Annotated in this window: 27 protein-coding genes; 17 read left to right on the forward strand and 10 right to left on the reverse strand. The window is 71.6% G+C overall.

The features are described 5' to 3' along the window. Positions 1-21: 21 nt before the first annotated feature. Positions 22-1161 (reverse strand): glycerophosphodiester phosphodiesterase, encoded by a 1140-nt coding sequence (locus tag ACYVLJ_RS10925; RefSeq protein ID WP_460438502.1) that lies wholly within the window; start codon positions 1159-1161, stop codon positions 22-24. Positions 1162-1549: 388 nt separating this feature from the next. Between ACYVLJ_RS10925 and purD the strand changes: the two genes are divergently transcribed. The 9 genes from purD to ACYVLJ_RS10970 all read left to right on the forward strand — a co-directional run bounded on the left by purD (position 1550) and on the right by ACYVLJ_RS10970 (position 9353). Then, entirely contained in the window at positions 1550-2824 is a 1275-nt protein-coding gene (gene purD, locus ACYVLJ_RS10930) for a phosphoribosylamine--glycine ligase (protein WP_460438503.1), read from the forward strand. A 113-nt stretch (positions 2825-2937) separates the two neighbouring features. After that, complete coding sequence (locus ACYVLJ_RS10935) at positions 2938-3318, forward strand: hypothetical protein (protein WP_460438504.1); 381 nt, start codon at positions 2938-2940, stop codon at positions 3316-3318. Positions 3319-3343: 25 nt separating this feature from the next. After that, positions 3344-3910, forward strand: a complete 567-nt coding sequence (locus tag ACYVLJ_RS10940; protein WP_460438638.1) for a DUF3558 domain-containing protein — start codon at positions 3344-3346, stop codon at positions 3908-3910. 9 nt (positions 3911-3919) lie between these two features. Next, a complete protein-coding gene (locus tag ACYVLJ_RS10945) occupies positions 3920-5494 on the forward strand; it encodes a hypothetical protein (protein ID WP_460438505.1) in 1575 nt (524 codons plus the stop codon). Between the two features lie 2 nt (positions 5495-5496). Beyond that, positions 5497-6255: an ESX secretion-associated protein EspG gene (locus tag ACYVLJ_RS10950; RefSeq protein ID WP_460438506.1), complete on the forward strand. Its 759-nt coding sequence runs from the start codon at positions 5497-5499 to the stop codon at positions 6253-6255. A gap of 133 nt (positions 6256-6388) precedes the next feature. Continuing rightward, a complete protein-coding gene (locus ACYVLJ_RS10955; protein WP_451969749.1) occupies positions 6389-6700 on the forward strand; it encodes a hypothetical protein in 312 nt (103 codons plus the stop codon). A gap of 71 nt (positions 6701-6771) precedes the next feature. Next, positions 6772-7857 carry a transglycosylase SLT domain-containing protein gene (locus ACYVLJ_RS10960; protein WP_460438507.1) on the forward strand — a complete coding sequence of 362 codons (1086 nt, stop codon included), beginning with the start codon at positions 6772-6774 and terminating at the stop codon, positions 7855-7857. A gap of 26 nt (positions 7858-7883) precedes the next feature. Next, positions 7884-9062: a pyridoxal phosphate-dependent aminotransferase gene (locus tag ACYVLJ_RS10965; RefSeq protein ID WP_460438508.1), complete on the forward strand. Its 1179-nt coding sequence runs from the start codon at positions 7884-7886 to the stop codon at positions 9060-9062. 99 nt (positions 9063-9161) lie between these two features. Beyond that, the gene (locus ACYVLJ_RS10970) at positions 9162-9353 is read left to right on the forward strand and encodes a hypothetical protein (RefSeq protein WP_451969744.1); all 192 of its coding nucleotides are present in this window, start codon (positions 9162-9164) and stop codon (positions 9351-9353) included. Here ACYVLJ_RS10970 and ACYVLJ_RS10975 read toward each other — a convergent pair. The 3 genes from ACYVLJ_RS10975 to ACYVLJ_RS10985 all read right to left on the reverse strand — a co-directional run bounded on the left by ACYVLJ_RS10975 (position 9347) and on the right by ACYVLJ_RS10985 (position 11875). Then, positions 9347-10174, reverse strand: coding sequence for a class I SAM-dependent methyltransferase (locus tag ACYVLJ_RS10975; protein ID WP_460438509.1), 828 nt, complete (start codon positions 10172-10174; stop codon positions 9347-9349). The genes ACYVLJ_RS10970 and ACYVLJ_RS10975 overlap by 7 nt on opposite strands. Before the next feature lie 82 nt (positions 10175-10256). Further along, entirely contained in the window at positions 10257-10835 is a 579-nt protein-coding gene (locus ACYVLJ_RS10980) for an HAD family hydrolase (RefSeq protein ID WP_460438639.1), read from the reverse strand. 17 nt (positions 10836-10852) lie between these two features. Beyond that, positions 10853-11875, reverse strand: a complete 1023-nt coding sequence (locus tag ACYVLJ_RS10985; RefSeq protein ID WP_451969741.1) for a threonine aldolase family protein — start codon at positions 11873-11875, stop codon at positions 10853-10855. A gap of 136 nt (positions 11876-12011) precedes the next feature. On the opposite strand from ACYVLJ_RS10985, the gene ACYVLJ_RS10990 reads away from it, so the two are divergent. Genes ACYVLJ_RS10990 through ACYVLJ_RS11005 form a run of 4 tightly spaced genes read left to right on the forward strand, consistent with a single transcriptional unit; the run spans position 12012 to position 14775 of the window. Further along, a complete protein-coding gene (locus ACYVLJ_RS10990; RefSeq protein ID WP_451969740.1) occupies positions 12012-12521 on the forward strand; it encodes a SigE family RNA polymerase sigma factor in 510 nt (169 codons plus the stop codon). Then, a complete protein-coding gene (locus ACYVLJ_RS10995) occupies positions 12514-13230 on the forward strand; it encodes a hypothetical protein (RefSeq protein WP_460438510.1) in 717 nt (238 codons plus the stop codon). The genes ACYVLJ_RS10990 and ACYVLJ_RS10995 overlap by 8 nt, the downstream gene beginning before the upstream one ends. 34 nt (positions 13231-13264) lie before the next feature. Next, positions 13265-13861 carry a TetR/AcrR family transcriptional regulator gene (locus ACYVLJ_RS11000; RefSeq protein WP_451969737.1) on the forward strand — a complete coding sequence of 199 codons (597 nt, stop codon included), beginning with the start codon at positions 13265-13267 and terminating at the stop codon, positions 13859-13861. Positions 13862-13875: 14 nt separating this feature from the next. After that, positions 13876-14775, forward strand: a complete 900-nt coding sequence (locus tag ACYVLJ_RS11005; protein WP_451969736.1) for a LysR family transcriptional regulator — start codon at positions 13876-13878, stop codon at positions 14773-14775. Here ACYVLJ_RS11005 and ACYVLJ_RS11010 read toward each other — a convergent pair. The 3 genes from ACYVLJ_RS11010 to ACYVLJ_RS11020 form a co-directional block, all read right to left on the reverse strand. Further along, positions 14767-15372, reverse strand: coding sequence for an NAD(P)-dependent oxidoreductase (locus tag ACYVLJ_RS11010; protein ID WP_460438511.1), 606 nt, complete (start codon positions 15370-15372; stop codon positions 14767-14769). The genes ACYVLJ_RS11005 and ACYVLJ_RS11010 overlap by 9 nt on opposite strands. Then, on the reverse strand, positions 15369-16136 hold the full coding sequence (locus ACYVLJ_RS11015) for an inositol monophosphatase family protein (RefSeq protein WP_460438512.1): 768 nt from the start codon (positions 16134-16136) through the stop codon (positions 15369-15371). Before ACYVLJ_RS11015 ends, ACYVLJ_RS11010 begins: the two co-directional genes overlap by 4 nt. Before the next feature lie 75 nt (positions 16137-16211). Then, the gene (locus ACYVLJ_RS11020) at positions 16212-16910 is read right to left on the reverse strand and encodes a FadR/GntR family transcriptional regulator (RefSeq protein ID WP_451969730.1); all 699 of its coding nucleotides are present in this window, start codon (positions 16908-16910) and stop codon (positions 16212-16214) included. Positions 16911-17068: 158 nt separating this feature from the next. Between ACYVLJ_RS11020 and ACYVLJ_RS11025 the strand changes: the two genes are divergently transcribed. The 4 genes from ACYVLJ_RS11025 to ACYVLJ_RS11040 are packed head-to-tail and all read left to right on the forward strand — an operon-like array spanning position 17069 to position 22167. Next, a complete protein-coding gene (locus ACYVLJ_RS11025; RefSeq protein WP_460438513.1) occupies positions 17069-18367 on the forward strand; it encodes an ABC transporter substrate-binding protein in 1299 nt (432 codons plus the stop codon). 1 nt (position 18368) lies between these two features. Then, positions 18369-19286, forward strand: a complete 918-nt coding sequence (locus ACYVLJ_RS11030) for a carbohydrate ABC transporter permease (protein ID WP_460438514.1) — start codon at positions 18369-18371, stop codon at positions 19284-19286. Next, complete coding sequence (locus ACYVLJ_RS11035) at positions 19283-20101, forward strand: carbohydrate ABC transporter permease (protein WP_460438515.1); 819 nt, start codon at positions 19283-19285, stop codon at positions 20099-20101. Before ACYVLJ_RS11030 ends, ACYVLJ_RS11035 begins: the two co-directional genes overlap by 4 nt. Beyond that, entirely contained in the window at positions 20098-22167 is a 2070-nt protein-coding gene (locus ACYVLJ_RS11040; RefSeq protein ID WP_460438516.1) for an alpha-galactosidase, read from the forward strand. Before ACYVLJ_RS11035 ends, ACYVLJ_RS11040 begins: the two co-directional genes overlap by 4 nt. Here the strand turns inward: ACYVLJ_RS11040 and ACYVLJ_RS11045 are convergent. The 3 genes from ACYVLJ_RS11045 to ACYVLJ_RS11055 are packed head-to-tail and all read right to left on the reverse strand — an operon-like array spanning position 22119 to position 24638. Beyond that, positions 22119-23117, reverse strand: coding sequence for a lactonase family protein (locus ACYVLJ_RS11045; RefSeq protein WP_460438517.1), 999 nt, complete (start codon positions 23115-23117; stop codon positions 22119-22121). The genes ACYVLJ_RS11040 and ACYVLJ_RS11045 overlap by 49 nt on opposite strands. After that, positions 23110-23727, reverse strand: a complete 618-nt coding sequence (locus tag ACYVLJ_RS11050; protein ID WP_451969719.1) for a bifunctional 4-hydroxy-2-oxoglutarate aldolase/2-dehydro-3-deoxy-phosphogluconate aldolase — start codon at positions 23725-23727, stop codon at positions 23110-23112. Before ACYVLJ_RS11050 ends, ACYVLJ_RS11045 begins: the two co-directional genes overlap by 8 nt. Continuing rightward, positions 23724-24638: a sugar kinase gene (locus ACYVLJ_RS11055; protein ID WP_451969717.1), complete on the reverse strand. Its 915-nt coding sequence runs from the start codon at positions 24636-24638 to the stop codon at positions 23724-23726. Before ACYVLJ_RS11055 ends, ACYVLJ_RS11050 begins: the two co-directional genes overlap by 4 nt. Between the last annotated feature and the right edge of the window lie 79 nt (positions 24639-24717).

Genomic DNA, 24717 nt, shown 5'->3' on the forward strand with positions numbered 1-24717 from the left:
TGCCCCTCGTGACCAGCCGTTTTAGCGGCCCAGGAAGGCGTGCAGCGACTCCAGCGCGGTGTCGGCCTGGTCGGCGAAGAAGCCGTCGACGCCGGCCTTGAAGAACGCGGCCTCCTCGGTGAACACGTCACCGTAGGCGTCCGGCTCGGCGGACGAGCGCAGGTTGGCCGGCAGGAACGGGTTCTCGTTCCGGAACGTGTACGGCTGGACCTTCAGGCCCACCTTGTGCGCGTCGGCCACCAGCGCGGTCGGCGTGCCCAGGTTGTCGCTCGCGTCCCGCGGGATGACCTGGCCCTTGTCCGGCCCGAGGTACTTCGCGTACTTCGCCACGTCGCGAAGGCCCTTCGGCGAGACGATGTCCGCGTACGTCCGCGGGTCGCCCTTCGCGACGAAGTCCGCCGGAGCGCCCGAAGCCGACGTCAGCTGCAGCAGCGGCGTCCGGATCTGCTTGTGCAGGTCGATCAGGTTCGACACCTCGAACGACTGGATGATCGCCGGCGCGTCCGGCCGGTCGAGGCCGTTGCGCTTGAGGATCGACACCAGCTTCGGCTCGGTCGGGTTGCCGATCGACTGGAAGAACGTCGAGTGCTTGACCTCGGGGTAGGTGCCGAGCGTCCGGTGCAGCTCCTTGCCGAGCCGCTTGGTCAGGTCGAGCACCTCCTGGAAGGAGGCGATCTGGTAGCGGCCGTTGTACAGCGTGTTGTGCGGCCGGTTCGCCGGGATCCGCTCGACCGCGCGCAGCGTCTTCAGCTCCGCGAGCGTGAAGTCCTGGGTGAACCAGCCGGTCGTCGGGACGCCGTCGATCACCAGGGTCTTCTTGCGGTTCGCGAACTCGGGGTGCTTCGCGACGTCGGTGGTGCCGCCGATCTCCGGCTCGTGCCGGGCGACGAGCTGGCCGTCCTTGGTCGGCACGAGGTCGACGTCGACCCAGTCCACGCCCATCCGGTAGGCGAGTTCGTAGGAGGCGAGGGTGTGCTCCGGCCGGTACCCGGGCGCGCCGCGGTGTCCGATGATCACGGGGTCATCGTGGCCCCGCCCGTGCGCGGCCGCATCGGCGGACCCCCCGCTTTCGGCGGCGCTCGCGGACCCGACGGCCAGTCCGGTGACGCTCAGCAACGCCAGTCCGGCGAGTGCCAGCACGCCGACACGGTTGCGCTTCATCTGGTGACCTCTTTTCACACGGGGTGCCCCTGATCTACTCGCGCCACCCTCGATGTCGCAAGCGTCCGAAGTGCGTACCTGGACGAACCGGGCGGTAAACGCCGCGTGGACTCCTGCTCACCCGGGGTGCCGGGGGACGGCGGTGCCGGGCGGCGCGCGAGGGATCGCGCGACGGCCGACTGCGCCGCGACGCCGGGCCTTCCCGTCGGCGCCCCGCGGCGACCTGCCGCCGGTGCCGGCCCAGGACCGAGCCGCGCGCGTTTCGCTCCGCGCATCCCCCGCTCCGCCACCCTCCATCCCGGTGAACGCCGCGTGGACTCCTGCTCACCCGGGGTGCCGGGGGACGGCGAAATGTCCGGCGCGGATCCGTGCGGATACGCTGTGCGGCGTGCGCGTACTGGTAATCGGGTCCGGCGCCCGTGAGCATGCACTCGTCCTCGCGGCGTCCGGCGACCCCGCGGTCACCGCGCTGGCCTGCGCTCCCGGCAACGCCGGGACGGCCGCCGTGGCCGAGCAGCCCGGGGTGGACGCGGCCGATCCGGAAGCCGTCGCGGCTCTCGCGAAGAGCTGGCAGGCCGACCTGGTGGTGATCGGGCCCGAGGTCCCGCTCGTCGCCGGGGTCGCCGACGCCGTCCGCAAGACGGGCATCGCCTGCTTCGGCCCGTCGGCCGCGGCCGCCCGCATCGAAGGCTCGAAGGCGTTCGCCAAGGACGTCATGGCGGCGGCGAACGTGCCGACGGCGCGCAGCGAGGTGGTCGACAACCCGGCCCGTCTCGACGCCGCGCTCGGCCGCTTCGGCCCGACCTGGGTGGTCAAGGACGACGGCCTCGCCGCCGGCAAGGGCGTCGTCGTCACGACCGACTACGACGTCGCCCGCAAGCACGCGATCATGCTGCTCGACGGCGGTCACCCGGTCCTTCTGGAGTCCTTTTTGGACGGTCCGGAGGCGTCGCTGTTCTGCTTCGTCGACGGCAACACGGTCGTCCCCCTGCTGCCGGCCCAGGACTTCAAGCGCGTCGGCGACGACGACGCGGGCCCGAACACCGGCGGCATGGGCGCGTACGCGCCCATGCCCTGGGCCCCCGAAAACCTCGTCGACGAGCTGGTCGAGAAGGTCGTCCAGCCGGTCGCTGACGAGCTCGTGAACCGCGGCGCGTCGTTCTCAGGCCTGCTCTACGCCGGGCTCGCGCTGACGTCCGAAGGCCCGCAGGTCATCGAGTTCAACTGCCGCTTCGGCGACCCGGAGACGCAGGTCGTCCTGGCGCTGCTGCGCACCCCGATCGCCGGGCTGATGCACGCCACCGCCACCGGCAAGCTCGCCGAGCACCCGCCGCTGGAGTGGTCCGGCGGGGCCGCGGTCACCGTCGTGATCGCCGCCGACGGCTACCCGGGCAAGCCGCGCACCGGCGACGTCATCGGCGGTGCCGAGCTGGAGGGCGTCCTGCACGCCGGCACCCGCCGCCGCGACGACGGCGCGGTCGTCTCCTCCGGCGGCCGTGTGCTGTCGGTCGTCGGCACCGGCAAGACGCTCAAGTCGGCGCGCAAGCACGCGTACGAGACCGTCGAGAAGGTCCACCTCGCGGGCTCGCACCACCGCACGGACATCGCCCTGAAGGCGGCGAACGGCGAGATCAGCGCTCCGGGGGCGAAACAACGCGCCTGACCGGGAACCGGCGGGGGACGAAGTTCGTCCAATCTCAGCCTGCTGTCACACCCGGGTTGGTAGCCTTCGACGGGAGTCGGCCGGTCACTGTCCGTATGACGTCAGGGGAGAGCATGTCAGGACCTTCGTACGACCTGAGCTCGGCGGTTCCCGTGGCGCCGGCCGCCGCGGACGTCCTGGTCCACCCGGACAAGCTCCTCGACGTCGCCCGGATCGTCGAAGAGCAGGCCAACGCCCTCGAAGACCAGCTGCTGACGAAGCTCGGGCAGCTGCGGATCGACTCGCCGTCCGCCGACGTGATCAGCACCCAGTCGGTCGCCGCCTGGAACTCCCTCATCGCCGACGGCGACCGGTCCTACGCGGGCCAGGTCCGCGAGTACGTCGCCGGCCTGAAGCGCCTGGTCTCGCAGCTGCGGGACGCCGCCAAGGACTACAAGCTCAGCGACGAGGAGAAGGCGGCGGTGTTCGGTGACCGCGGCAAGCACGGTGCGTAGCCGGAGGCTGCGGATCACCGGGGGCGTGCTGGCGACGGCGGCGCTCGCCGGGTGCTCGCCGGGTACCGACGGCACCCCCTACCCGGTCGAGACGGCCGCGACGGCGGCGTCGCAGAGCGCCAAGGCGGCCCAGCTGCCGCAGCGCCCGGCCGAGCTGACCCTGCAGGGTGTCAACCTGTGCGAAGTGTTCCCGCAGGTGCAGCTCGACGCCCTGAAGATCACCAGCGCGCCGCGGGAGGCCCCGCCCGAAGACGGGCCGACGTGTGTGTTCGACGCCGACGGCGCGGAGCCGGTGCACGCCTACCACGTGCGCGCGGTTTCGGCGGACCTCGAGGAGTGGATCACCGGGGCCCGCAAGAAGAACAGCATGACCACCGAGCCGAAGACCATCGGCGGTTACCCGGCGCTGACGAACTACCGCGCGGCCGGCGATCCGGCCGACTGCGAAACGCTCGTCGGCGTCGCGAGGGGCCAGACGCTGGCCGTCCAGACCTTCGCCATCACCCGCGGCAAGCTCACGCAGCCGCAGCTGTGCGAGATGTCGGCGCACGCCGCCGACATCGCGGTGCAGACCCTGAAAGCACGCAACTAGGGAGGGCGCGTGGAATTCTCCGAGCTCGCGGCCGGGATCCAGAACCACCGCTTCGACGGCTGGACCAACACCGCGATCGCCGACCAGATCACCCGGATGATCAATGGCGACGGCACCGGCAGCATCGGCACGGCCGTCGACGCGCTGAAGGCCGTCGCGACCGCCCTCGCCCACACCGACCAGACGTTGCGCGCGCAGCTGCTGAAGCTCGGCGTCGAATGGCAGAGCCAGGCCGGCGGCGCGGCCGGCCAGGTGCTCACCGAGCAGGCCGGGTTCTCCCAGGACGCCACCACGAAGGTCGCGCACGCCGCCGAGATGGTGTTCGAGCAGGGCGAGTCCTTCAACCGCACCAAGTACAAGCTCCCGGACGCCGAGACGGTCCGGAAGGGCGCGGGCGGCTACACCCTCGGCGACGGCCTGCTGCTGAGCCTCATCGGCTTCGAGACCGACCACGCGCGTCAGGTCGAGGCCGCGAACAACGCCAAGGAGCAGGCGAAGCAGGCCCTGAACGAGTACGCGCAGGAGAGCGGCGGAAACCTGCTCTCGACGCAGTCGCTGTCCGACCCCGAGTCGCTGAAGCTGGCCGCCCCGGGCGTCACGCCGGGCGGGCTGGACGTCGCGGGCGCGGCCGTCGCGGTGACGCCGGACGGCAGCGTGCGGCCGGCGTCGGACAAGGTCCGCTCGGTGCACGTCGATCCGCCGGTGGTGCAGCCGGTCTCGCACACGGTCCACGCCGACCCGCCGACCCCGGTGTACGGCGTCGCGGCGCAGCAGCCGTCCCGGCCCGTCGCGCAGCCGCCGCGCCAGACCGGCGCGGGCACGGCGCCCACCCAGCAGACGACACCCAGCTCGTCGACCAGCCCGGCCGGTGTGCGCCCGCCGGCGGCCACCCCCGGCCCCGGCTGGGTCAACGCCCCGGGGCGCGGCACGTCCTCCGGCGACTCCACGCACTTCTCGCCCGGCTTGGCCGTCGGCGGGGGCGGTGAGCAGTTCGTCCCGCCGGGTGCCCCCGGCGCGCTGCCGCCGGGATCGTCGCCGGGCTCGTCGCCGTCGACGGCGCCGATCAAATCACTGGGCGGCGGGAGCACGTCCGGCGGCTCGACCGACGCTGCCCTGGGCCGCGGCCCGGACGGGCTGCTGGCGAAGGGCCGCACGGTCGGCTCGATCCCGCAGGCCCCGATCGCGCCCGGCCAGTTCAGCGGCGAACGCGCGTTCACGGCGAAGCCGGGCGTGACGCCGGGTGAGCTGGGTGCGGGCGCGGCCGCGGTCGGCGCGGGCGCGGCCGGCGGCGCGCTGAGCGGCGACAAGGACCGCCAGCGGCGGGAGAAGAGCCAGGCGAAGGGCCCGGTGCGGCCGCTGCCGGTCGGCGAGCTGCCCGAGGAAGAGGCGACCGCGCTGCGGAAGTCGGAGCAGATCAGCCCGAAGCAGGAGCGCGGCGCCACGAAGTTCCTGTCCGAGGCGGCGCCCCCGGAGGACGACGCCGAGCACATCCGCCGCTTCGGCGTCGACGACCAGGACCTGTTCGCCGACCAGCGGATGGTTTCGCCCGACGTGATCGGTGACCACGGCGGGGATGTGCGCTGACCGTGTCGCTGGTGCTGTCCGCGCTCGAGTTCGACGTGCTCTGGGAGTCGTTCGGACTGCCCCGCCGGCACGTCGCGCTCGACGTGCCGAGCGAGGGAATCACCCGGGCCGAGCGGTCGAAGCTGGTGGAGTCGGCCTGGGCGTCGCTGAGCGAGCGGCGCCTGGCCCGCAACCGCCGGGTCTCGGGCGAGGTGGCGGACCTGCTGCACCTGCTGGCCCGCCCGCAGTTCGGCATCGACGTGTGGGTGTGGGCGGAACGCGAGATCCGCGGCCGCGCGGTGAGCGTCCGCAGCCAGGCGGTGCTGGCGGTGGTGGACCACGGCGAAGTCTGGCTGATCCCGGCCACGGAAGACGGCCTCCCGGAGGCGGCGGTCTCGGTGGCGGGCGACCTGGGCCCGGGCATCGGCCAGACGGTGAGCATCCCGTACGACGTCTTGCGATCGGCCGACGAGTCCGCGCGCGGAGACGCGAAAGCCCTGGTCACGGCGCTGGAGGACCGGGGCGTGGAGCTGTTCCACGCCCAGGAGCTGTCGGGCATGCTGCTGGGCCAGGAGGCGCGCGGCCAGTTCGGCGCGGAGCGCGTCGGCCGCGACGGCGTGGTCCACCGCGCGGGCCGCGTGGTGGCGTTCTTCGACACGGACGCGGGCCGCTACCTGTTCCAGGTGATCCCCGACCGCGACGGCCGCGAGTGGGCCACGATCACCCCGGCGGACAACGCCCTGCTGGCGACGCGGATCCGCGAGCTGATGGCGGAGGCCTGAGCCCCGCCGGGTGGAAGTTGGCCGGGATCCGTACGCGCGGACCGCGTGAAGTCATAAAGTAAGCGCGGGAACCGTCCTGGTCATCGTGACGTCTGATCGGGCGGACGCAAGTTGGCGAAGGGGATGACGAACCGTGCCTGTCTACGACACCGACTCGATGGCCATCGCGGCCGGCCAGGTGGAGAAGCTGAAGGACGAGTTCGAAAAGTCCAAGCAGAAGGTCACCGGCATGGACCACGAGAAAGAAAGCCCTTTCGGCGGGATGGACGCCACCGGCGAGGCGCATGGTGCGGTCGGCAAGTTCAAGGACGGCGTGCACAGCCAGTTCGACGCCGCCGGCAAGCACATGGAGGCACTGGGGTTCGCCATGCGCAAGGCCGCCGGGCTGATCACCGAAACCGACCAGGTCGGTGCGAGCGACCTGACGCTGCACGTCGACAAGTGAACTGAGCAGGGGGCACCAGAGTGGGATTGAACCCGGGCGGCGCCGGAACGCCGGACAATTGGGAAGCCTTCATGCAGAAGGTGAACCAGGTCGAAAAGGTCGATCTGGCCAAAATCACCGCGGCGGCGAGGCAGTTCCACGAGGCGGGCAAGAACGCGGGTGATCACAACGCGTCGCTGAAGTCGTCGACGGAGGCGCTCAAGAGCGGCGTGTGGGCGGGTCCGGCCGCCGACCAGTTCTTCGCGTACGTCCAGCAGGTCGGGGACGCCGGGGCGAAGGTGCAGACCCACCTCGAGGACGTCGGCAAGGACCTCGACGACCTCGCGTCGACCCTCGAACAGATCAAGAAGAACGTCGGCGACAAGCAGCTGGCCGCCGAGAAGGCCGTCAACGACCGCAACCAGCAGGCCCAAGCCGCGATGGACGCGGCCAAGAACGCGGCAGCGGAGCACGAAAAGGATCCGAACAAGCCCGCGCCCAGTCCCACCGAGGCGGAGATCCTCGCCAAGGCGAAGACCGACATCCACGACATCACCGCGGGCTTCGACGGTGACGTGACGGGCCTGCAGACCCAGGCCGACACCGCGATCAAGGCGTCACAGACGCTGATGTCCCAGCAGATCGAGGGCGGCTACGACCAGGTGCCGCTCCCGAGCAGCTCCGCTTCCGCGCCGAAGAGCACCGGCGGCATCCACAGCAGCGGCGCCTCCCACCACGGCGGTGGTGGCGGAGGCGGCGGTGGTGGCGGCGGAGGCGGCGGCCTCGGCCCGAGCGGCGGCCCGCCCTCCTCGCCGCCCCCGGGGAACGTGCAGCAGTGGATCCAGGAGGCCATCAAGGAGCTCCAGGCCGCGGGCGTGCCGGTGACCGACGCCGACATCAAGAACATCTGGGCGATCATCCAGCACGAGTCCGGCGGCAACCCGAACGCCATCAACAACTGGGACTCGAACGCGGCCGCGGGGCACCCGTCCAAGGGGCTCATGCAGTGCATCGACTCGACGTTCAACGCCCACAAGCTGCCCGGGCACGACAACATCTACAACCCGGTCGACAACATCATCGCCGGGGTCCGGTACTCGATCGACCGGTACGGCGGCCTCGCCAACGTGCCCGGCATCAAGGCCATGGCCCACGGCGGTGCCTACCAGGGGTACTGAACCCCGGGGGCAACTAGCCTGGCCGCATGGTCGACCTCGGAGCCTTCGCCGGGCCCGCGCTGCGGGCCGGCGTGCCGCCCTTCCACGTCATGGACGTCCTCTCCGCTGCGGGCGCCCGGCAGCGCAGCCACGGCGATCTCGTGTCGCTCGCGGCCGGGCAGCCGTCCGCGCCCGCGCCCGAACCCGTGCTCGAGGCCGCCGCGAAGGCGCTTCGAGACGGCACGCTCGGCTACACCGAGCAGCTCGGCGTTCCCGAGCTGCGCGCGGCCGTCGCCGGGCACTACCAGCGGAAATACCGCCTCGACGTCGCCGCGCAGGACGTCGTCATGACCACCGGGTCCTCCGGCGGGTTCCTGCTCGCCTTCCTCAGCGCGTTCGACCCCGGCGCCAAGGTCGCGATGGCCCGGCCCGGCTACCCCGCCTACCGCAACCTGCTGTCCGTCCTCGGCTGCGAGGTCGTCGAGTTCGCCACCACCGCCGAGACGAACTTCCAGCCGACCGTCGCGCTGCTCGACGAGCTCGGCCCGATCGACGGCCTGATCGTCGCCAGCCCGAGCAACCCCACCGGCACCGTGCTGCCGCCCGGGGAGCTCGCCGCGATCACCGGCTGGTGCGCGTCGCACGGCGTGCAGCTGATCAGCGACGAGATCTACCACGGCATCTCCTACGGCGCCGAGCTCGACTGCGCGTGGCAGTACGGGCGCGAGCCCCTGGTCCTCGGCAGCTTCTCGAAGTACTTCGCGATGACCGGCTGGCGGCTCGGCTGGATGCTCGTGCCGCAGCGGCTGCACCGCGCGGTCGACGTCCTGACCGGCAACTTCACCATCTGCCCGCCCGCGGTCTCGCAGTACGCGGCGCTCGCCGCCTTCACGCCTGAGTCGTACGCGGAGGCCGACGCGCACGTCGAGCGGTACCGCGCCAACCGCGACCGGCTCTTCGCCGGGCTCAAGGGCATCGGGCTCGACAAGCTCGCCCCCGCCGACGGCGCCTTCTACGCGTACGCCGACGTCAGCGCGTACACCGAGGACAGCCTGAGCTGGTGCCAGCGGCTGCTCGCCGACACCGGGCTCGCCATCACACCCGGCGTCGACTTCGACCCGGTCGACGGCGGCAGGTACGTCCGGTTCTCCTTCGCCGGCAGCGCCGAGGACATCGACGAAGGCGTCCGCCGCCTGGGCTCCTGGCTCGGCCAGGGGGAACCCTGATTCATCCCTGAACGTTGGCTCGACGAGGGGAGTTTCCCCGGCGGAGGTGCCAGAGTGGAGGCATCGGCCGGAGAGGCCACGGGAGCAATCGGAGGAGCCATGTTCTGGAAGATCGTCGGCGGCCTGATCGTCGCCTGGGTGGCGTTCATGGTGCTGGGCGCCGTGATCGGCTTCGTGTTCAAGGCCGTCCTGTGGATCGCCATCATCGGCGGAATCGCGTTCCTCGGTGCGGCCGGCTACCGCGCGATCAGCGGCGGCCGGAAGGACCCGCGGCGCATCAACCGTTACTGAGCCCGGCCCGGGATCAGCGCCACGCCGCACAAGGACGTCCAGTTGACGGGCGTCAGCGGCGTCAGGCGCGGTCCGTCCGGCCACCACCGGTGCGGCACCGTCAACCCGGGCTCGAGCAGGTCGAGGCCGTCGAAGAACGACGCGATCTCGGCTCGCGTGCGGTAGCTCGTGTCGAGCCCGGTGCCGCTGAACCGTTCCTGCAACGACGTCGCGACGCCGGCGGCTTCGGAGCCGTCGGCCGGGTTGTGCTGGTGCAGCAGGACCAGGTACGAACCCGGCGCCATCGCGTCGACGTACGCCTTGACCACTTGCCGCGCCCGCTCGAGATCCGTGATGTGGTGGACGATCGCGCACAGCACGAGCCCGACCGGCCGCTCGAAGTCGAGGTACCGGCCCACGTCGGCCAGGGTTTCGGCCGGCTTCAGCAGGTCGTTGCCCGCGATGTGCGTGAAGTCGTTGTCGACCAGCACGGCCCGGCCGTGCGCCTGCACGACCGGGTCGTTGTCGACGTAGACGACGTGCGCCTCGGGGTTGTACTTCTGCGCCACCTGGTGGGTGTTCTCCACCGTCGGGAAGCCCGAGCCGAGGTCGAGGAACTGGTCGACGCCGAGCCGTTCGGTGAGGTACCGGACGGCCCGCACGAGCCACTGCCGCACTTCCCGCGTCATCGCCGGCGACTCCGGAGCGATCTCCAGGATCTCCCGCAGCACCGCCCGGTCGGCCTCGTAGTTGTCCTGTCCGCCCATCAGCGCGTCGAAGACGCGGGCGATGCTCGGCCGGTCGAAGTCGACGCGGGCCGACGGTCGTTCGCTCGTCGTCATGGCGGCCTACCGGGTGTCGGGTCCGTGCAGCCTAGGCCAAGCCGGATCACCACCGGTAGCCGGACGTGCGGTCCGGGTGAACTCAGCCCAGCCAGGCGCGGGCCGCGTCGGCGCCGTTCCACACCTGGGCCTTGAGCCCCACCGCGCGCGCTCCGTCTACATTGGACGGACGGTCGTCGAAGAACAGGCAGTCCGCCGGCTCCGCGCCCAGCTCGTCGAGCAGCAGGCGGAAGATCTTCGCGTCCGGCTTGACGCACCGGACGTCGCCGGAGAAGAGCGTCACGCGGAAGTGCCGCGCCCAGTCCTGCGCGCGGGCCCATTCGGCGAACGGGACCGGGGCGTTGGAGAGCAGCGCCAGCGACGCGCCCGCCTCGGAAAGGGCTTCGAGCAGGTCCAGTGAGGACGGCTCCAGGTGTCCCCAGCCGTCGATGTCGACCTGGGTCAGTCGAGCCGACAGCTCTTCGCCGACCGGCACGCCCAGCGCGTCGCCGAGCGTCTGCCAGTACTCGAGCGGGGTGCTGCCGGCGTCGTAGGAAAGCCGGTACTCCCAGTAGACCTTCTCGAACTCCGGCAGCGGCGCGCCCATCAGCGCGGCCATCTCCGGGCGGGCGAGGCTGGGCTTGCTCAGCACGTCGCCGTAGTCGAACACGATCCAGTTCACGGTGCCCCCAGTTGCGTTCACGCGCCGGTCTTGATCCGGCGCAAGGCTTCTTCGACGTCGGCCGCGCTCAGGTCCCGGTGCGTGACGAACCGGACCTGCCCGGCCATCGGCACGGCCTGGATCCCGAGCGAGCCGAGCCAGCGCAGGGCGGTCGGGATGTCGGGCACGGCGGCGAGCACGATGTTGGTGTCCGGGTCGTTCGTCGGCCAGCCGTGCTCGGTCAGGCCCTCGGCGAGCCGGCGCGCGTTCTCGTGCGACTCGGCCAGCTCGGGGACGCGGTCGAGCGCGACCAGGCAGGCCGCGGCGAGGATGCCGCCCTGCCGGACGCCGCCGCCGAGCATCTGCCGCATCCGGCGGGCCCGCTCGACGAACTCGGCGCTGCCCGCGACGACCGAGCCGACCGGTGCGCCGAGGCCCTTGCTGAAGCAGGCCGACACGCTGTCGACGCCGACGGTCAGCGCGGCCGGCGGCACCTCGAGGGCGACGGCGGCGTGCCAGAGCCGGGCGCCGTCGAGGTGCACGGTCAGGCCGGCCTCCTTCGCGACGGACAGCAGCTGGGCGTGCTCGTCGGGCGGGGTCACCGCGCCGCCGGCCGCGTTGTGCGTGTTCTCCAGGCACAGCAGCCGTGTCCGTAAAGTGAAGTATGGCCCGGGTTGTCCGATCGCGGCCGCGAGGGCGTCGGGAGACGGACGGCCCGGGCCGCCGTCGTGCTCGAGGGGGTCCGGCATGCCGCCGGCCAGCCACGCGGCCGAGCCCAGCTCGTTGACCAGCACGTGCGCGCCGCGCGGGGCGAGGAACCGGTCGCCGCGGCTCAGGTGCAGGCTCAGCGCGACGAGGTTGGCCATGGTCCCGCTCGGTACCCACAGCGCGGCCGGCATGCCCAGGACGTGCGCGGCGCGTTCCTCCAGGGCTTGGACCGTCGGGTCGCGCTCGAGGACGTTGTCCCCGACCTCCGCGGACGCCATCGCCGCGCGCATGACGTCGTCCGGACGGGTGACGGTGTCGGAGCGGAAGTCCAGCGGCGCCAGCGTGAAGGTCACGGGCCGATCACATCACACCCACCTCGCGGGGATCAATGAGCCCCGGAGTGGTGGGACCTGCTCGGTCCGTGCAACCGTGGACGCCCCTGATTCCGTCTTACCGGCCGGACGACAACAGAGCGGAGCACGACTGCGCGTGGACCAGCGCGACGAGGAGGAGTTCGCGGAGTACTTCGCCGCCAGGCGGGACGCCGTGCGCCGGACCGCGTACATGCTCTGCGGGGACTGGCACCGGGCGGACGACCTCGCGCAGACGGCGTTCGTCGCGCTGCACCGGAGGTGGAAGAAGATCAGGGATCCCGCGGCGACCGACGCGTACGTCCGCAAGACGCTCGTCCGGGCGTCGATCGACGAATCGCGGCGTCCGTGGCGGCGTGAATGGCAGACCGAGACGCTGCCCGAGCCGGTGAACGACTCGCCCGGCCTCGACGACCTCGTCGCGACCAGGGAAGACCTGCTCGCGGCGCTGAAGGAAGTGCCGCCGCGGCAGCGTGCGGTGCTGGTCCTGCGGTTCTTCGAAGGACTGGACGTGACCAGTGCGGCGAAGGAGCTGGGCTGCAGCGAAGGCAACGTGAAGAGCCAGACCGCGCGCGGGCTGGCGAACCTCAAGCAGGTGCTGGAACGGGAGGTGGAGACCAATGGATGAGCAGGAACTGCGCTCGTTGTTCTCCGCCGCGCCCGGCGACGCGCCCTCGCCGACCTTCACGCAGGACGACGTCGTCCGCGAATCCCGTCGCCAGACCGTGCGCCGGCGCAACCGGATCACCACCGGGGTGAGCGCCGCGGCCTTGGTGGTCGTCGGGTTCGGCGCTTACGGGCTGCTGTCCGGGGGTACTCCCGCATCGGTGACGTCCGCGAGCGACGGCGCCCTGTCGTCGCAATCCGGGCCGGGGTCGGGGCAACCCGGCATGACCCCGGCACGTCCTGAGATCGGTGGGGAGTCACCGAACTTCTCGTCCGAACCACCTCGGCAGGGAGGTGACCAGGGCGGGAAGACCGGCCCTCTGGCCGAAGGCGCCTCCGGGTGCGAACAGGTGGACGGGGAGCTCGCCATTGCCCTCGCTGGCGAGCTCCCCGCCCACGTCGCCGTTGCCCAGGCTGTCCCTGGCGGCGCCTGTTCGACGGCGGCGCGCTCCGCCGGGTTCCCGGTTCCGGGCGGCGACATCTCCGCGGCCGTGTACCCGAAGGGCATCCCCGTGGTCTTCAAGTCCCAGCCGGCCGGCACGGTCACGGCCCGGGTGGCCACCGCGTCCGGCGGCTCGTTGGTGCTGGTCAGCGTGCCCGCGGCCGGGGCGACGGCGCCGTATGCGGGTCAGGTCGAGCAGTTCGCGCACGATCTCGCGCCCCGCTTCTGAGCCCGGGTCCGCCCGGTTGGCAGAATGACCGGTCATGACCGCTGCGACCACCCCGAAAGGGGAACGACGGCGCGCCGCGCTCGTCGAGGCCGCCGCGGAACTGCTCGTCGAGGGCGGGTTCGACGCCGTTCGCCACCGCGCGGTGGCCGAGCGCGCGGGTCTGCCGCTCGCCTCGACGACGTACTACTTCGACTCCTTGGACGAGCTGGTCACCGCGGCCGTCGAGCACCACGGGCACGTGGAGCTGGAGACCGGCCGGCGCCGGCTGGAGGAGCTGGCGACCCGCAACCGCGGTGTCCAGGCGACCGTCGAGCTGGTGCTCGAGATGCTGCTGGGCCCGGAGACGGACGATCCGGAGGCCGACGCGGAGGCCGTGCTGCTGCGGTACGAACGGCTGGTCGCGACCGGCCGCCGGCCGTACCTGCGGCCGTTGATGCGGACGCTGTCGGCCCAGCTCAACGAGCTGCTGACGGAGATCTTCGCCCGCTCGGGCACGCCGGTGGCCGAGGCCGAGCTGGAACGGCTGGTGGCGCTGGTCGACGGCGCGGTCGTCAACGCCCTCATCGCGATCGACCCGGAACCGCGTGCGGCGGCGGCCCGGATGTTGCAGAACGCCCTCGACGGTTCCTAGCTACTGTCGCCGACGTGGACCTGAACCTGCTGACCGCGCTGGACGCGTTGCTGGAGGAGAACTCCGTGCAGGCGGCGGCCGACCGGCTGCACCTGACCCCGCCCGCGATGAGCCGCACGCTCGCGCGCATCCGGGCCACGACCGGCGACGACATCCTGGTGCGCACCGGCCGGACGATGACCCCGACCCCGCGGGCGCTGGCGATGCGCGACGAGGTCCGGACGCTGGTGGCGCGGGCCAACCGGGTCCTGGCGCCGGCCCGCACGGTCGACCCGGCCACGCTGCGGCGCACGTTCACGGTCCAGGGTCACGACGCGCTGCTCGCGGCGTTGTTCCCCGCCCTGCTGCGCACAGCGTCGGCCGAGGCGCCGGGCATCGGCCTGCGGTTGCTCGCCGAGGCCCCGGTGGACACGCCCGACCTGGCGCGCGGGCACGTCGACCTGGAGGTCGGGGCGACCGTGCCGGCCACCCCCGAGATCAGCCACGACGTCGTCGGCGAGGACCGCCTGGTGCTGGTGAGCCGCGCCGGACTCGAGCTGGCCGTCGAGGAGTTCGCCGCGGCCGAGCACGTGATCGTCTCGCGGCGCGGCCGGCTGCGCGACGGGGTCGACAAAGCGCTGGCCGAGCTGGGGTTGCGCCGCCGGGTCGTGGCGGCGCTCCCGACGGCGGCCTTGGCCCTGCAGGCGATCGCGCACAGCGACGTCGTGGGGGTGCTGCCGGAGCGGGCCACCGCCCAGGCCCGCGCCGACCTCGGGCTGGGCACGACGGAGGCGCCGCTCGACCTGCCGAGCCCGCAGGTGGTGCTGAGCTGGCACAGCCGCTACGACACCGACCCGGCGCACGCGTGGCTGCGCGACCACTGCCGGGCCGCGCTTTCCCAGGTCCTCGAGTCCGCCGCGACCTCGTCAGGGTAGGGCGACCAGCACTTCGCCGCGGGGGCCGTGCTCGGCGGCGTCCAGCATCGCCGCCGCGACCGTCGCGTGGCTGATCGTCGCCGGGAAGAGCCGGCGGGGCACCGCATCGATCGCGACTTCGCGCCGGGTCGGGCTGATCGGGCCGGCCTTCATCGGTCCCACGTGGACGACCGTCCCGCCCATGCCGAGGATCGCCGCGTCCGCGCCGACCTTGTCCGGCAGCTCGGCCTTGAGGAACCGCCCCAGCAGCGTCCGGGTCAGCCACCCGGCCGCCGGCGCCGACGGCCCGGTCCCGAGCGCCCCCACCGACACTGCGCGCGACGGCGCGGCGGCCACCACCGCGCGCGCACCGGCGGTCAGCACGCCAGGCGGATCACCCTTCCGCAGGCCCAAGGCGTCGAGCACGACTTCGCTGCCCCGCAACGCTTCCGCGATCCCCGCGGCGTCGTGGACGTCGGCGGCGATCGAGGTCAGCCGGTCCCCGGTGGCCGACGCGCGACGGCTGATGGCCACCACGTCGTGCCCGCGGGAAAGCGCTTGCCGGACCAGCTCGCTGCCGACCGCGCCCGACGCGCCGAGCACCGCCACCCGGCTCATCGCAGCACCTCGAGCGCCGCGGCGTGCAGACCCGGTGCGGCGACGAGGACGTCGGAAGCGTTGACGTCCCAGGACGCGCCCGCGAGGTCCGTGACGACCGCGCCCGCCTCCTCGGCCAAGAGCGAACCGGACGCGCTGCCCGGCAGGTCGGGTTCGTACTGCCAGAACACGTCGTACTGCCCGGCCGCGACGCCCAGCAGCGGGAACACCGTCGGAATCGTGTTGCGCACCAGCAACGCCCGCGAAGCCATCGCCACGAACGCCCTCGCGAACCGTTCGTACACCGGCTCGTCGTTGCCGCCCTGGCTCGCCGTGACGGCCGCGGCCGCGAGGTCCGTCTTCGCCGAGACGCGCAGCCGTCGCCCGTTGAGGAAGGCGCCCTGTCCCCGGGTGGCCGTGTACGTCAGGTCGCCGACCGGCTGGCGGACGACCGTCAGCTCCGGGCGCCCGTCCGTGATCAGCGTGATCGTCACGCCCCACTCCGGCAGGCCGTGCACGAGGTTGACCGCGCCTTCGGTGCCGTCGACCACCCACCACCGCCCGGGTGGCACGACCCGGCCGGCCTCGTCTTCGTCCCACCAGCCCACGCCGGGGACGTCGTCGAGCGCCTCCCGCACGATCGCCGTCGAGGTCGCTTCGAGGCGGGTGCCGAATTCGTACATCGCCGCGCGGTCCGCCGGGCGGCTCGCCGGGTCGTACTCGGCCAGCAGCGCCACTCCGGCCTTCTCGGCCGCCTGAACCATCACTGTCGTCAAGGTGTCCATGAAGCCATTACGGCACGGGAATCTCCCTGATTCAAATGCAATCTTGGCAATCGACGAGTTACTGCCGTGCACTTGTCAGGACTGGCGCTGGGCCTTCGCCAGGTCGTCGCGGGACTTGGTGACCAGGGCCAGCATCGCCTGCTCCGCCGCGGCCGGGTCGCCCGCGACGATCGCGTCGAAGACCTTCCGGTGACTCGGCACCGGGTCCTCCGCCGGCGAGGCCCCGTGCACCAGCTTGTCGCGCTCGGCCAGGCCGATCGCGATGACCCGCTCCATCCGCATCAGGAAGTTGTTGTGGGTGGCGGTCATCAGCCGCCGGTGGAAGGCCAGGTCGGCCTGGACGCTCGCCTCGGGGTCGCCGGCCGCCGCCATGTCCGACAGGGCCTCGCGCAGGGACTCGATGTCCTCTTCGGACGCTCGTTCGGCGGCGATCCGCGCCGCCGCCGGCTCGACGACCGCGCGGACCTCGGTGAGCTCGTCGAGCAGGCCGGGGTCGTCGGCGGCCGCGGTCTGCCAGCGCATGACGTCGGCGTCGAGCATGTTCCACTTCTCGCGCGGCTGGACGAACGTGCCGCGCTTCTGCCGCGCGTCGATCATCCCCTTCGCCGCCAGCACCTTCAGCGCCTCGCGCAGCGCGGTCAGGCTGATGTCGAGCTCCTCGCGCAGCGCGGGCAGGTCCAGGACGGTGCCCTCGCCCCACTCGTCGGAGAGGATCCGGCTGGCCAGTGCCTCCACGGTCTGGCCGTGCAACCCGCGTGGCCGGTGTTCGGTCAAGGGAGAGGCCTTTCAGCTGGCAGGTCGTGTCTGCGACATCCTACGCCGCTCCCGAAGTCGTCATAAATTATGAATACATCTTGACACCGGCGTCGCCCGGTTGCACTCTTTGGCAGCAGTCACGCCCGAGCGGGCGCCACCGACAAAGGGGTCACGACATGACGAGTGCAGGCCTGTCCCGCCGTCGTTTCCTGCGCAACGCGAGCCTGGCCGGGCTGGGCGCCATCGGCTCGTCCGGCTTCCTCGCCGCGTGCGCCACCTCCGCGAACTCCGGCCCGGTCAAGCAGGCCGCCGGCGCGGTCACCGTCCAGTCGAACCTGTCCTCACCCGAGGCGAAGAAGGCGATCGAGGCGCTGGCCCAGGCGTTCGGCGCCAAGGGCGGCGCGACGGCCACGGTCAACACCGTGGCCTCGGAAACCTTCCGCACCCAGCTGCCCAGCTACCTCACCGCGGCCAACCCGCCGGACACCTACACGTGGTACCCGGGCTCGCTGCTGTCCGGCTACGCCCGCAAGGGCCTGCTGCTCGACGTCGGCGACGTCTGGCAGACCATGGGCAACTACAGCGCCGCCTTCCGGAACCTCTCCGGCGACGGCGCCGGCCACCAGGTCTTCGTCCCGACGTCGTACTACTGGTGGGGCTTCTTCTACCGGAAGTCCAACTTCGCCAAGTGGGGCGTGCAGCCTCCGGCGAACTGGACCGAGTTCCTCGCGCTGTGCGAAACGTTGAAGGGCAAGGGAATCGCGCCGATCGGCCTCGGTGCGGGCGGCACCACGCCGTGGACCGCGTCCGCCTGGTTCGACTACCTCGACATCCGGATCAACGGCGCGCCCTTCCACCGTGAGCTGCTGGCCGGCAAGCAGCGCTTCGACGACGCGCGGGTCAAGAAGATCTTCGACCCGTGGCGTCAGGCCCTGCCGTACTTCGACCCGAACGGCACCGCGATCGCGTTCCAGGACGCCACGACCGTGCTGCTCCAGGGCCGCACCGGCATGGTACTGACCGGCACGTTCTTCGCCGACGCCGCGCCGAAGGACGCGCTCGGCGACCTCGACTTCTTCCAGTTCCCGATCCTCGACCCGGCCGTTCCGGTGGCGGAGGAAGGCCCGACCGACGGCTTCTTCGCCAGTGCGCGCACCCCGCACGTCGCCGAGGTCAAGGAGTGGTTCAAGTACGTCGCGACGGCCGAGGCGCAGGAGCTGTACATCAAGAACTCCTCCGGCACGGTGCTGCCGGCCAACCCGTCCGCGAAGGACGCCGGGACGCCGTTGGTCCAAAAGGGACGGAAGCTGCTGAGCGACGCCAAGGAGATCACGCAGTTCTTCAACCGCGACTCCTCCGACGCCCTGCAGCCGACGGCCGACGCCGCGTTGATCCGGTTCATCCAGAAGCCGAACGAGCTCGACTCGATCCTCAGCGACTGGCAGACCGCCGCGCAGAAGGTCTGGCAGTCCTGACATGGCGGTGCTGACCGCGGACCGGCCGAAGATAGCGGCGAAAGTGCGTAGAACCCGCTGCCGGCTCTCGCCCGTGCTGCTGGCTTTCGTCCTGGTGCCCCTGGTGGTCGAGGGGTTTTGGGTGTTCTGGCCGGCGCTGCAGGGCTTCTACCTGGCGCTGACGAACTGGGACGGCGTCTCGGCACCGGTCTTCGTCGGCCTCGGGAACTTCGCCGAGATGTTCTCCGACGACATCTTCAAGACCGCGGCCCTGGACACGGTGATCTGGCTCGTGCTCTTCGGCGGGCTCTCGGCGGTCGGCGGGCTCGCGCTGGCGACGTTGCTGCAGCGGGAACGGCGCGGCGTGGGGTTCTACCGGGCCGCGCTGTTCATGCCGGTGGTGTTTTCGCTGGTCGCGACGTCGCTGATCTGGCAGGTGATCTACCAGCCGGACGGCGTCTTCAACAAGGTGCTCGGCGCGGTCGGGCTCGGCAGCTGGCAGCATTCGTGGCTCGCCGACCCGAAGACCGCGCTGTACGCGGTGCTCGTCCCGGCGCTGTGGCGGCAGCTCGGCTACGTCATGGTGCTGTACCTGGCCGGGCTGAAGGGGATCGACCCGGTGCTGTACGAAGCGGCCAAACTGGACGGTGCCACGGCCTGGCAGCAGTTCCGCAACGTGACGTGGCCGCAGCTGCGCAGCGTCAACTCCGTGGTGTTGTCCGTGATCATCATCGACTCGTTGCGCTCGTTCGACGTCGTGTGGTCGATGACGAAGGGCGGGCCGTACCACTCGTCCGAGCTGCTCAGCACGTACATGTACGCGACGGCGTTCCAGTCGCTGCGGCTCGGCTACGCGTCCGCGCTGGCCGTGGTGATCTTCGTGCTGGCGTTCGGCGTGATCGTGACCTACCTCGTGCGTGCCTTCCGGGAGGACTCGTGAAGACGCGGACCTTCGGCTTCCACCTCTTGGCCGGTGGGCTCGCGGTGCTGTGGCTGCTGCCGATCCTGCTGGTGCTGACGACGAGCGTCCGGTCCTTTTCGGACATCGCGTCGAACGGTCTCGGCGCGCTGCCGGGGTCGTTCACCTTGGACGGTTTCGGGCAGGCGTGGGGTGACGGCGGCGGCGGGCACGCGATGCTGAACAGCCTCGTCGTGACGATCCCGACCGTGCTGCTCGCGCTCCTGCTGAGTTCGGCGGCAGCTTTCGCGCTCAGCAGGTACCGGATCCCGTTCCGCCGCACGATCATCCTGGTGATGCTGGCCGGAAACCTGCTGCCCCCGCAGATCCTGCTCGTGCCGGTGGCGAAGCTGGCCGAACTGCTGGGCATCTACGACACGCTCACCGCGCTGATCGTCGTGCAGGTCGGGTTCGGGCTCGGCTTCTACACGTTCGTGCTGCAGGGGTTCATGCGCTCGATCCCCGGCGAGATCCAGCAGGCGGCGCTGATCGACGGCGCCGGCGTCGCGCAGATCTTCTGGCGGATCATCCTGCCGATGACCCGTCCCGCACTGGCGGCCTTGGGCGCGCTGGCGTTCACCTGGACGTTCAACGACCTGCTGTGGTCGATCACCGTGCTGCGCACCGGCACGGTGATGCCGGTGACGCCGGCGCTGCTCGGCCTGCAGGGCCAGTACGTGTCCAACTGGAACGTCATCGCGGCCGGCTCGGTGATCGCGGCCGTCCCGACGGTCGCGGTGTTCCTGCGCTTCCAGAAGCACTTCATTTCCGGACTCGCGATCGGGGCGATCAAGTGACGTGGACCGTGCGGCTCGCGACGACGTCCTACACGGTGGCACTGGACCCTTCTTCGCGGTGGGCCGAACTCGTCGCGTGGGGCCCGCACGGGGTCGAAGACGGGCCGTCGGTGTTCACCAACGCCGGTGCGGTCCACTTCATCACCGAGGCCGACGCGGCGCCGGTCGAATACGCCCCGCTGGGCCTGCGCCCGTTCTCCGGCGCGGACGTCTCGGTCCGCGGCGGCTCGTGGTGGCGGTTCGACTCGGCTTCTTCGGCCGACTCGGTGCGGCTGACCTTTGTGGACGAAGTCTCGGGGTTGCGCGCGACGCTCTGCTACCGGCCGGTGCCCGAAACGGACGTGCTCACGCGGTGGGTCGAGTTCACGAACACGGGTTCCGCGCCACTGGAGTTCGACCGCCTCGGCTCCGCGGGGGTGTGCGTGCCGACGGTGTCCGGTGCCCGGCTGACCTACCTGACCGGGCAGTGGTCGCAGGAGTTCACCCGGCGGACGGTTTCCCTGCCCGCGGGCGGGTTCCGGATGGAAAGCCGGTTCGGGGTCCCCGGGCACGCGCACGTCCCGTGGCTGGCGGTGCAGGACGCCTCCGGCGGTCCCGCGTACGGCGTCTCGCTGGAATGGCCGGGCTCGTGGTCCGTCGAAGCCGACGTGGAGCCCTCCGGCCTGACCCGCGTCCGGGCCGGCCGGCTGCCTTCGCCGGGACCGGTCGTCCTGGAACCCGGAGCTTCGCTGGCGACCCCGGCGGTCGCGCTGGCGTCCAGTGTGGACGGACTCGCCGGACTGGCTGCGGTGTGGCACGACTACGACCGCGTGCTGGCCGGTTCACGGTGGCGGCGGCCGCGCCCGGTGCTCTACAACTCCTGGGAGGCGACCGGATTCGACGTCCGGAGCGCACCCCAGCTGGAGCTGGCGAAACGGGCGGCGGACATCGGCGTCGAGCTGTTCGTGGTCGACGACGGCTGGTTCACCGGCCGCGACGACGACACGGGCGGCCTGGGCGACTGGACGCCCGCGGAGGAGTCGTTCGGCGCGTTCGTCGACGCGGTGCGGGAGCTGGGCCTGGAGTTCGGGCTGTGGGTCGAACCCGAGGCCGTCAGCCCGAAGTCGCGGCTCTACGCGTCGCACCCGGACTGGGTGTACCGGATCGACGGGCGTCCGCTGACGCTGATCCGCAACCAGCTGCTGCTGGACCTCGGCCTCCCGGAAGTCGTCTCGTTTGTCAAGTCCACTTTGGATTCCCTGCTCACGACATACCCGATCTCGTACCTGAAGTGGGACATGAACCGCCCGCCGACCGAGCGCGGCCGCCCGGGTGCCCCGCACGCGGACTTGGACGCCGAGCACGTGGCCGGCTACCTGTCGGTGCTGGACCACCTGCGCACGGCACACCCGCACGTCACGATCGAGGCGTGCGCAGGCGGCGGCGGCCGCACCGACCTGGCGACGGTCGCGCGCACGGACGTCGTGTGGCCGAGCGACAACACGGGCCCCCTGGACCGCCTCGCGATCCAGGACGGGTTCCTGCTGATGCACGCACCGCACCTGATGAGCTCGTGGGTGACGGACGCCCCGGGCACCTTCGACCCGCGCCCCCGGTCCCTGCGGTTCCGCTTCGTGACGGCGATGGCCGGAGTCCTGGGCATCGGCGCGGACCTCTCGCGGTGGACACCCTCCCAGCACGCGGAAGCAGCGTCGCTGATAAGCGTGTACAAGGAGATCCGCGACGTCATCCACCACGGCGTCACACGGGTGCTGGCGGGCCCGACATCTCCGACGGCGGCAACGCAGTACACGTCCGAGGACGGCGACACGCTCGTCGTGCTGGCGTGGAGCACGGGCCCACTGACCGGCGCCCCCTTGACCCCGGCGCGCTCATCCCGAGTGCGGCTCGATGTGCACCCGGATTCGTCCTATGTGGACGAGTCGGGCGCCCGCTACTCGGGTGCGCACCTGAAGTACGCGGGCCTCCCGTTCGACTGGACCGCCTCACACGACGCGGATGTGGTCGTGCTCCGACGTCAGGGCAGCGAAACCGGCAGCACGAAGGTCGGCGAGCCGGTCGGGTAGTACTTCAAGTCCGCTTCCCCCGAAGCCGTCAACGTGAACGCCGTGACCGCGTCATCCGACTGGGCCGCCACGTAACACGTCCCGTCCACCAGGGCGAAATGCCGTGGGTTCGCGCCGCACGGCTGGTCGGCCACAGCCAACGCTTCGTCCAGGGCGAACTCCGTCACGCAGTCCGGACCGCGGTTCGAGACGTACATGCGCGCGTCGCTCAGCTCCAGGTGGGCCACCAGGTTCGGTGTCACCGCAGACAGCGTCGAAGGCGTGACCGACACGACCTCGAACGCCCCCGGCGAGGTCTCGCGGACCGTCACCACGGTGCCCGCCAGCTCGCCGACCACGTACGCCAGGTCGGTGCCCGGCCGGCGCACCAGCTGGCGCGGGCCCGTGCCCGCCGGCATCGGCGACACCGCGAGCAGCTCGAGGGTGCCTGACGAAGACAGTGTGTAGCTGCGGATTTCGTCCGTGCCCAGGTCGACCGCGCTCACGATGCCGTCGCCCGGGACCGCCATGTGGACGTGCGCCGCCTCCTGGCGGGCGGCGTCCGGGCCGCTGCCGGTGTGCTGGACCAGCGCCGTGCGGGAAACGACCGCGCCCGACGACGACAGCGAGAACACCGCCAGGCTGCCGCCGGTGTAGTTGGCGCACAGCAGGAACCGGCCGTCCGGCGTCACCGCCAGGTGGCACGGGTGCGCGCCGCCCGTCTCCGCCGTCCCCAGCACCGACAGCGCGCCAGAGGGCGAGATCGACAACGCCGTCACCGAGCCGGTCGCCGTCTCGTTCACGGCGTACAGCACGGGCAACGACGGGTGGCGCACCAGCCACGACGGTGACTCCAGCGGCAGCGAAGCCACCTCGCGCAACTCGCCGGTGGCGGCACGCGAGAACGTCGTGATCCCGCGGCCGTTCCCCGCGTCACCCGTGTAGCACCCGACGAAGACCAGCTCAGCCATGCGCGCTCCTCACCAGCGTCTCGACCCGGGCGGAAATCTCCGCGGTGGTGCCGCGGGTCAGCGCCGAGCCGACCCCGCAGGCCACCGCGCCCGCCGCCAGCCACTGTGGCACGTCCTCGGGTCCGATGCCGCCGGTGGGCACCAACGGCGCCTGTGGCAGCGCCGCCCGCACGTCCTTCACCCACGACGGCCGCAACGCCGAAGCCGGGAACACCTTCACCGCGTCGGCGCCTTCTTCCAGCGCCCGCACGATTTCCGTCACCGAACCCGCGCCGGGGAACGCCGCCGCGCCGTACCGGTGAGCGGTGCGGATCACCGCCGCGTCCACCGACGGCGACACCAGGAACCGCGCGCCCGCGCGGATCGCCAGCACCGCCGACGCCTCGTCGAGCACCGTGCCGGCGCCGATCGTCGCGTCCGGGTAGGCCGCGGAAAGCCCCGAGATCGCGTCGAGCGCGCCCGGGTTCGTCAGCGGCAGTTCGATCGAGCGCAGCCCCGCTTCCAGGGCCGCGCGCGCGGCCTCCACCGCGGACTCCGCGTCGTGCGTGCGCACGATCCCGACGACGCCCTGGCGTAGCGCGTTCGCCGTGACTTCCCAGCGATAGGTCATCGGTCCACCTCCGTGCCGAGCAGTGTCTTGGTGAGTTCGCGCCGGTCAGGCAGGCCTTCGAGGTCGGTCCGCCGGCCGACGACCAGTGCCGCGCAGGCCGCGCCGGCGCGCAGTGCCCCGGCCGGGTCGCTGCCCCGCAGCCACGCCGACAGGTACCCCGCGGTCAGCGCGTCACCCGCGCCGACGGCGTCGACGACCCGGGTGACCAGGCTCGGCTGGGCCCACGAGCCGTCCGCCGTGACCGCCCGCGCGACCTTGTCCCGCTGCTTGACGACCACCGTCTGCGCCCGGCCCGCGAGCAGCGCGTCCGGCGTCTGCCCGAGCAGTTCGAGCTCTTCTTCGCCGGCGAAGACCAGATCCGCTCTGCTCAGCAAGGGCCCGACGGTGTCGCGCCAGCGGTCCGGGTGCGCGAGCTTCAGCCGGACGTTCGGGTCGAAGGACACCCAAGCGCCCGAAGCACGTGCGAGCGTGAAGAGCGCTTCGACGGCTTCGCGCGCGTCGGACGACAGCATCGCTGTGATCCCCGAGACGTGGACGAGCCGAGCGCCGTCGAGACCCGCTTCGCGCACGTACGCGGCGGAGAGACGCGAAGCAGCGGAGCCGCTTCGGTGGTACTCGACCGTCTCGGTGTCCCGGATCAGGAACCCCGTGAAGCCGTCCGGGTCGACTTCGACGCGCGAGACGTCGACGTCGTCGGCGCGCAGGGTCGCGAGCACGTGCGTGCCGGACGGGTCGCCGCCGACGCGGCTCAGCCAGCGAACGCGGTGGCCGAGCCGGGCCAGGCCGACCGAGACGGTGGTCTCGGCGCCGGCGACGGACGACGTGAAGGTGCGGGCGCGCCGCAGTGCGACGCCGGGCTCGGCGAGCAGCAACCGCATCGCTTCGCCGAGGGTGACGACTTCGGTGTTCATCGCGGACAGCATAGCGCGTGAAATCTTAATTTAGGATTTATTCTTGACGGAGATGGAGCCGCCCCGGCATGCTGCTCCC

This window comes from Amycolatopsis stemonae (assembly GCF_054781455.1).

What these genes read in the sequence shown, in the direction of transcription:
- ACYVLJ_RS10925 (WP_460438502.1), bottom strand. Translation starts at nt 1,161, where the DNA reads ATGAAGCGCAACCGTGTCGGCGTGCTGGCACTCGCCGGACTGGCGTTG.
- ACYVLJ_RS10935 (WP_460438504.1), top strand. Translation starts at nt 2,938, where the DNA reads ATGTCAGGACCTTCGTACGACCTGAGCTCGGCGGTTCCCGTGGCGCCG.
- ACYVLJ_RS10960 (WP_460438507.1), top strand. Translation starts at nt 6,772, where the DNA reads ATGCAGAAGGTGAACCAGGTCGAAAAGGTCGATCTGGCCAAAATCACC.
- ACYVLJ_RS10965 (WP_460438508.1), top strand. Translation starts at nt 7,884, where the DNA reads ATGGTCGACCTCGGAGCCTTCGCCGGGCCCGCGCTGCGGGCCGGCGTG.
- ACYVLJ_RS10970 (WP_451969744.1), top strand. Translation starts at nt 9,162, where the DNA reads ATGTTCTGGAAGATCGTCGGCGGCCTGATCGTCGCCTGGGTGGCGTTC.
- ACYVLJ_RS10975 (WP_460438509.1), bottom strand. Translation starts at nt 10,174, where the DNA reads ATGACGACGAGCGAACGACCGTCGGCCCGCGTCGACTTCGACCGGCCG.
- ACYVLJ_RS10995 (WP_460438510.1), top strand. Translation starts at nt 12,514, where the DNA reads ATGGATGAGCAGGAACTGCGCTCGTTGTTCTCCGCCGCGCCCGGCGAC.
- ACYVLJ_RS11000 (WP_451969737.1), top strand. Translation starts at nt 13,265, where the DNA reads ATGACCGCTGCGACCACCCCGAAAGGGGAACGACGGCGCGCCGCGCTC.
- ACYVLJ_RS11010 (WP_460438511.1), bottom strand. Translation starts at nt 15,372, where the DNA reads ATGAGCCGGGTGGCGGTGCTCGGCGCGTCGGGCGCGGTCGGCAGCGAG.
- ACYVLJ_RS11015 (WP_460438512.1), bottom strand. Translation starts at nt 16,136, where the DNA reads ATGGACACCTTGACGACAGTGATGGTTCAGGCGGCCGAGAAGGCCGGA.
- ACYVLJ_RS11025 (WP_460438513.1), top strand. Translation starts at nt 17,069, where the DNA reads ATGACGAGTGCAGGCCTGTCCCGCCGTCGTTTCCTGCGCAACGCGAGC.
- ACYVLJ_RS11030 (WP_460438514.1), top strand. Translation starts at nt 18,369, where the DNA reads ATGGCGGTGCTGACCGCGGACCGGCCGAAGATAGCGGCGAAAGTGCGT.
- ACYVLJ_RS11045 (WP_460438517.1), bottom strand. Translation starts at nt 23,117, where the DNA reads ATGGCTGAGCTGGTCTTCGTCGGGTGCTACACGGGTGACGCGGGGAAC.
- ACYVLJ_RS11050 (WP_451969719.1), bottom strand. Translation starts at nt 23,727, where the DNA reads ATGACCTATCGCTGGGAAGTCACGGCGAACGCGCTACGCCAGGGCGTC.
- ACYVLJ_RS11055 (WP_451969717.1), bottom strand. Translation starts at nt 24,638, where the DNA reads ATGAACACCGAAGTCGTCACCCTCGGCGAAGCGATGCGGTTGCTGCTC.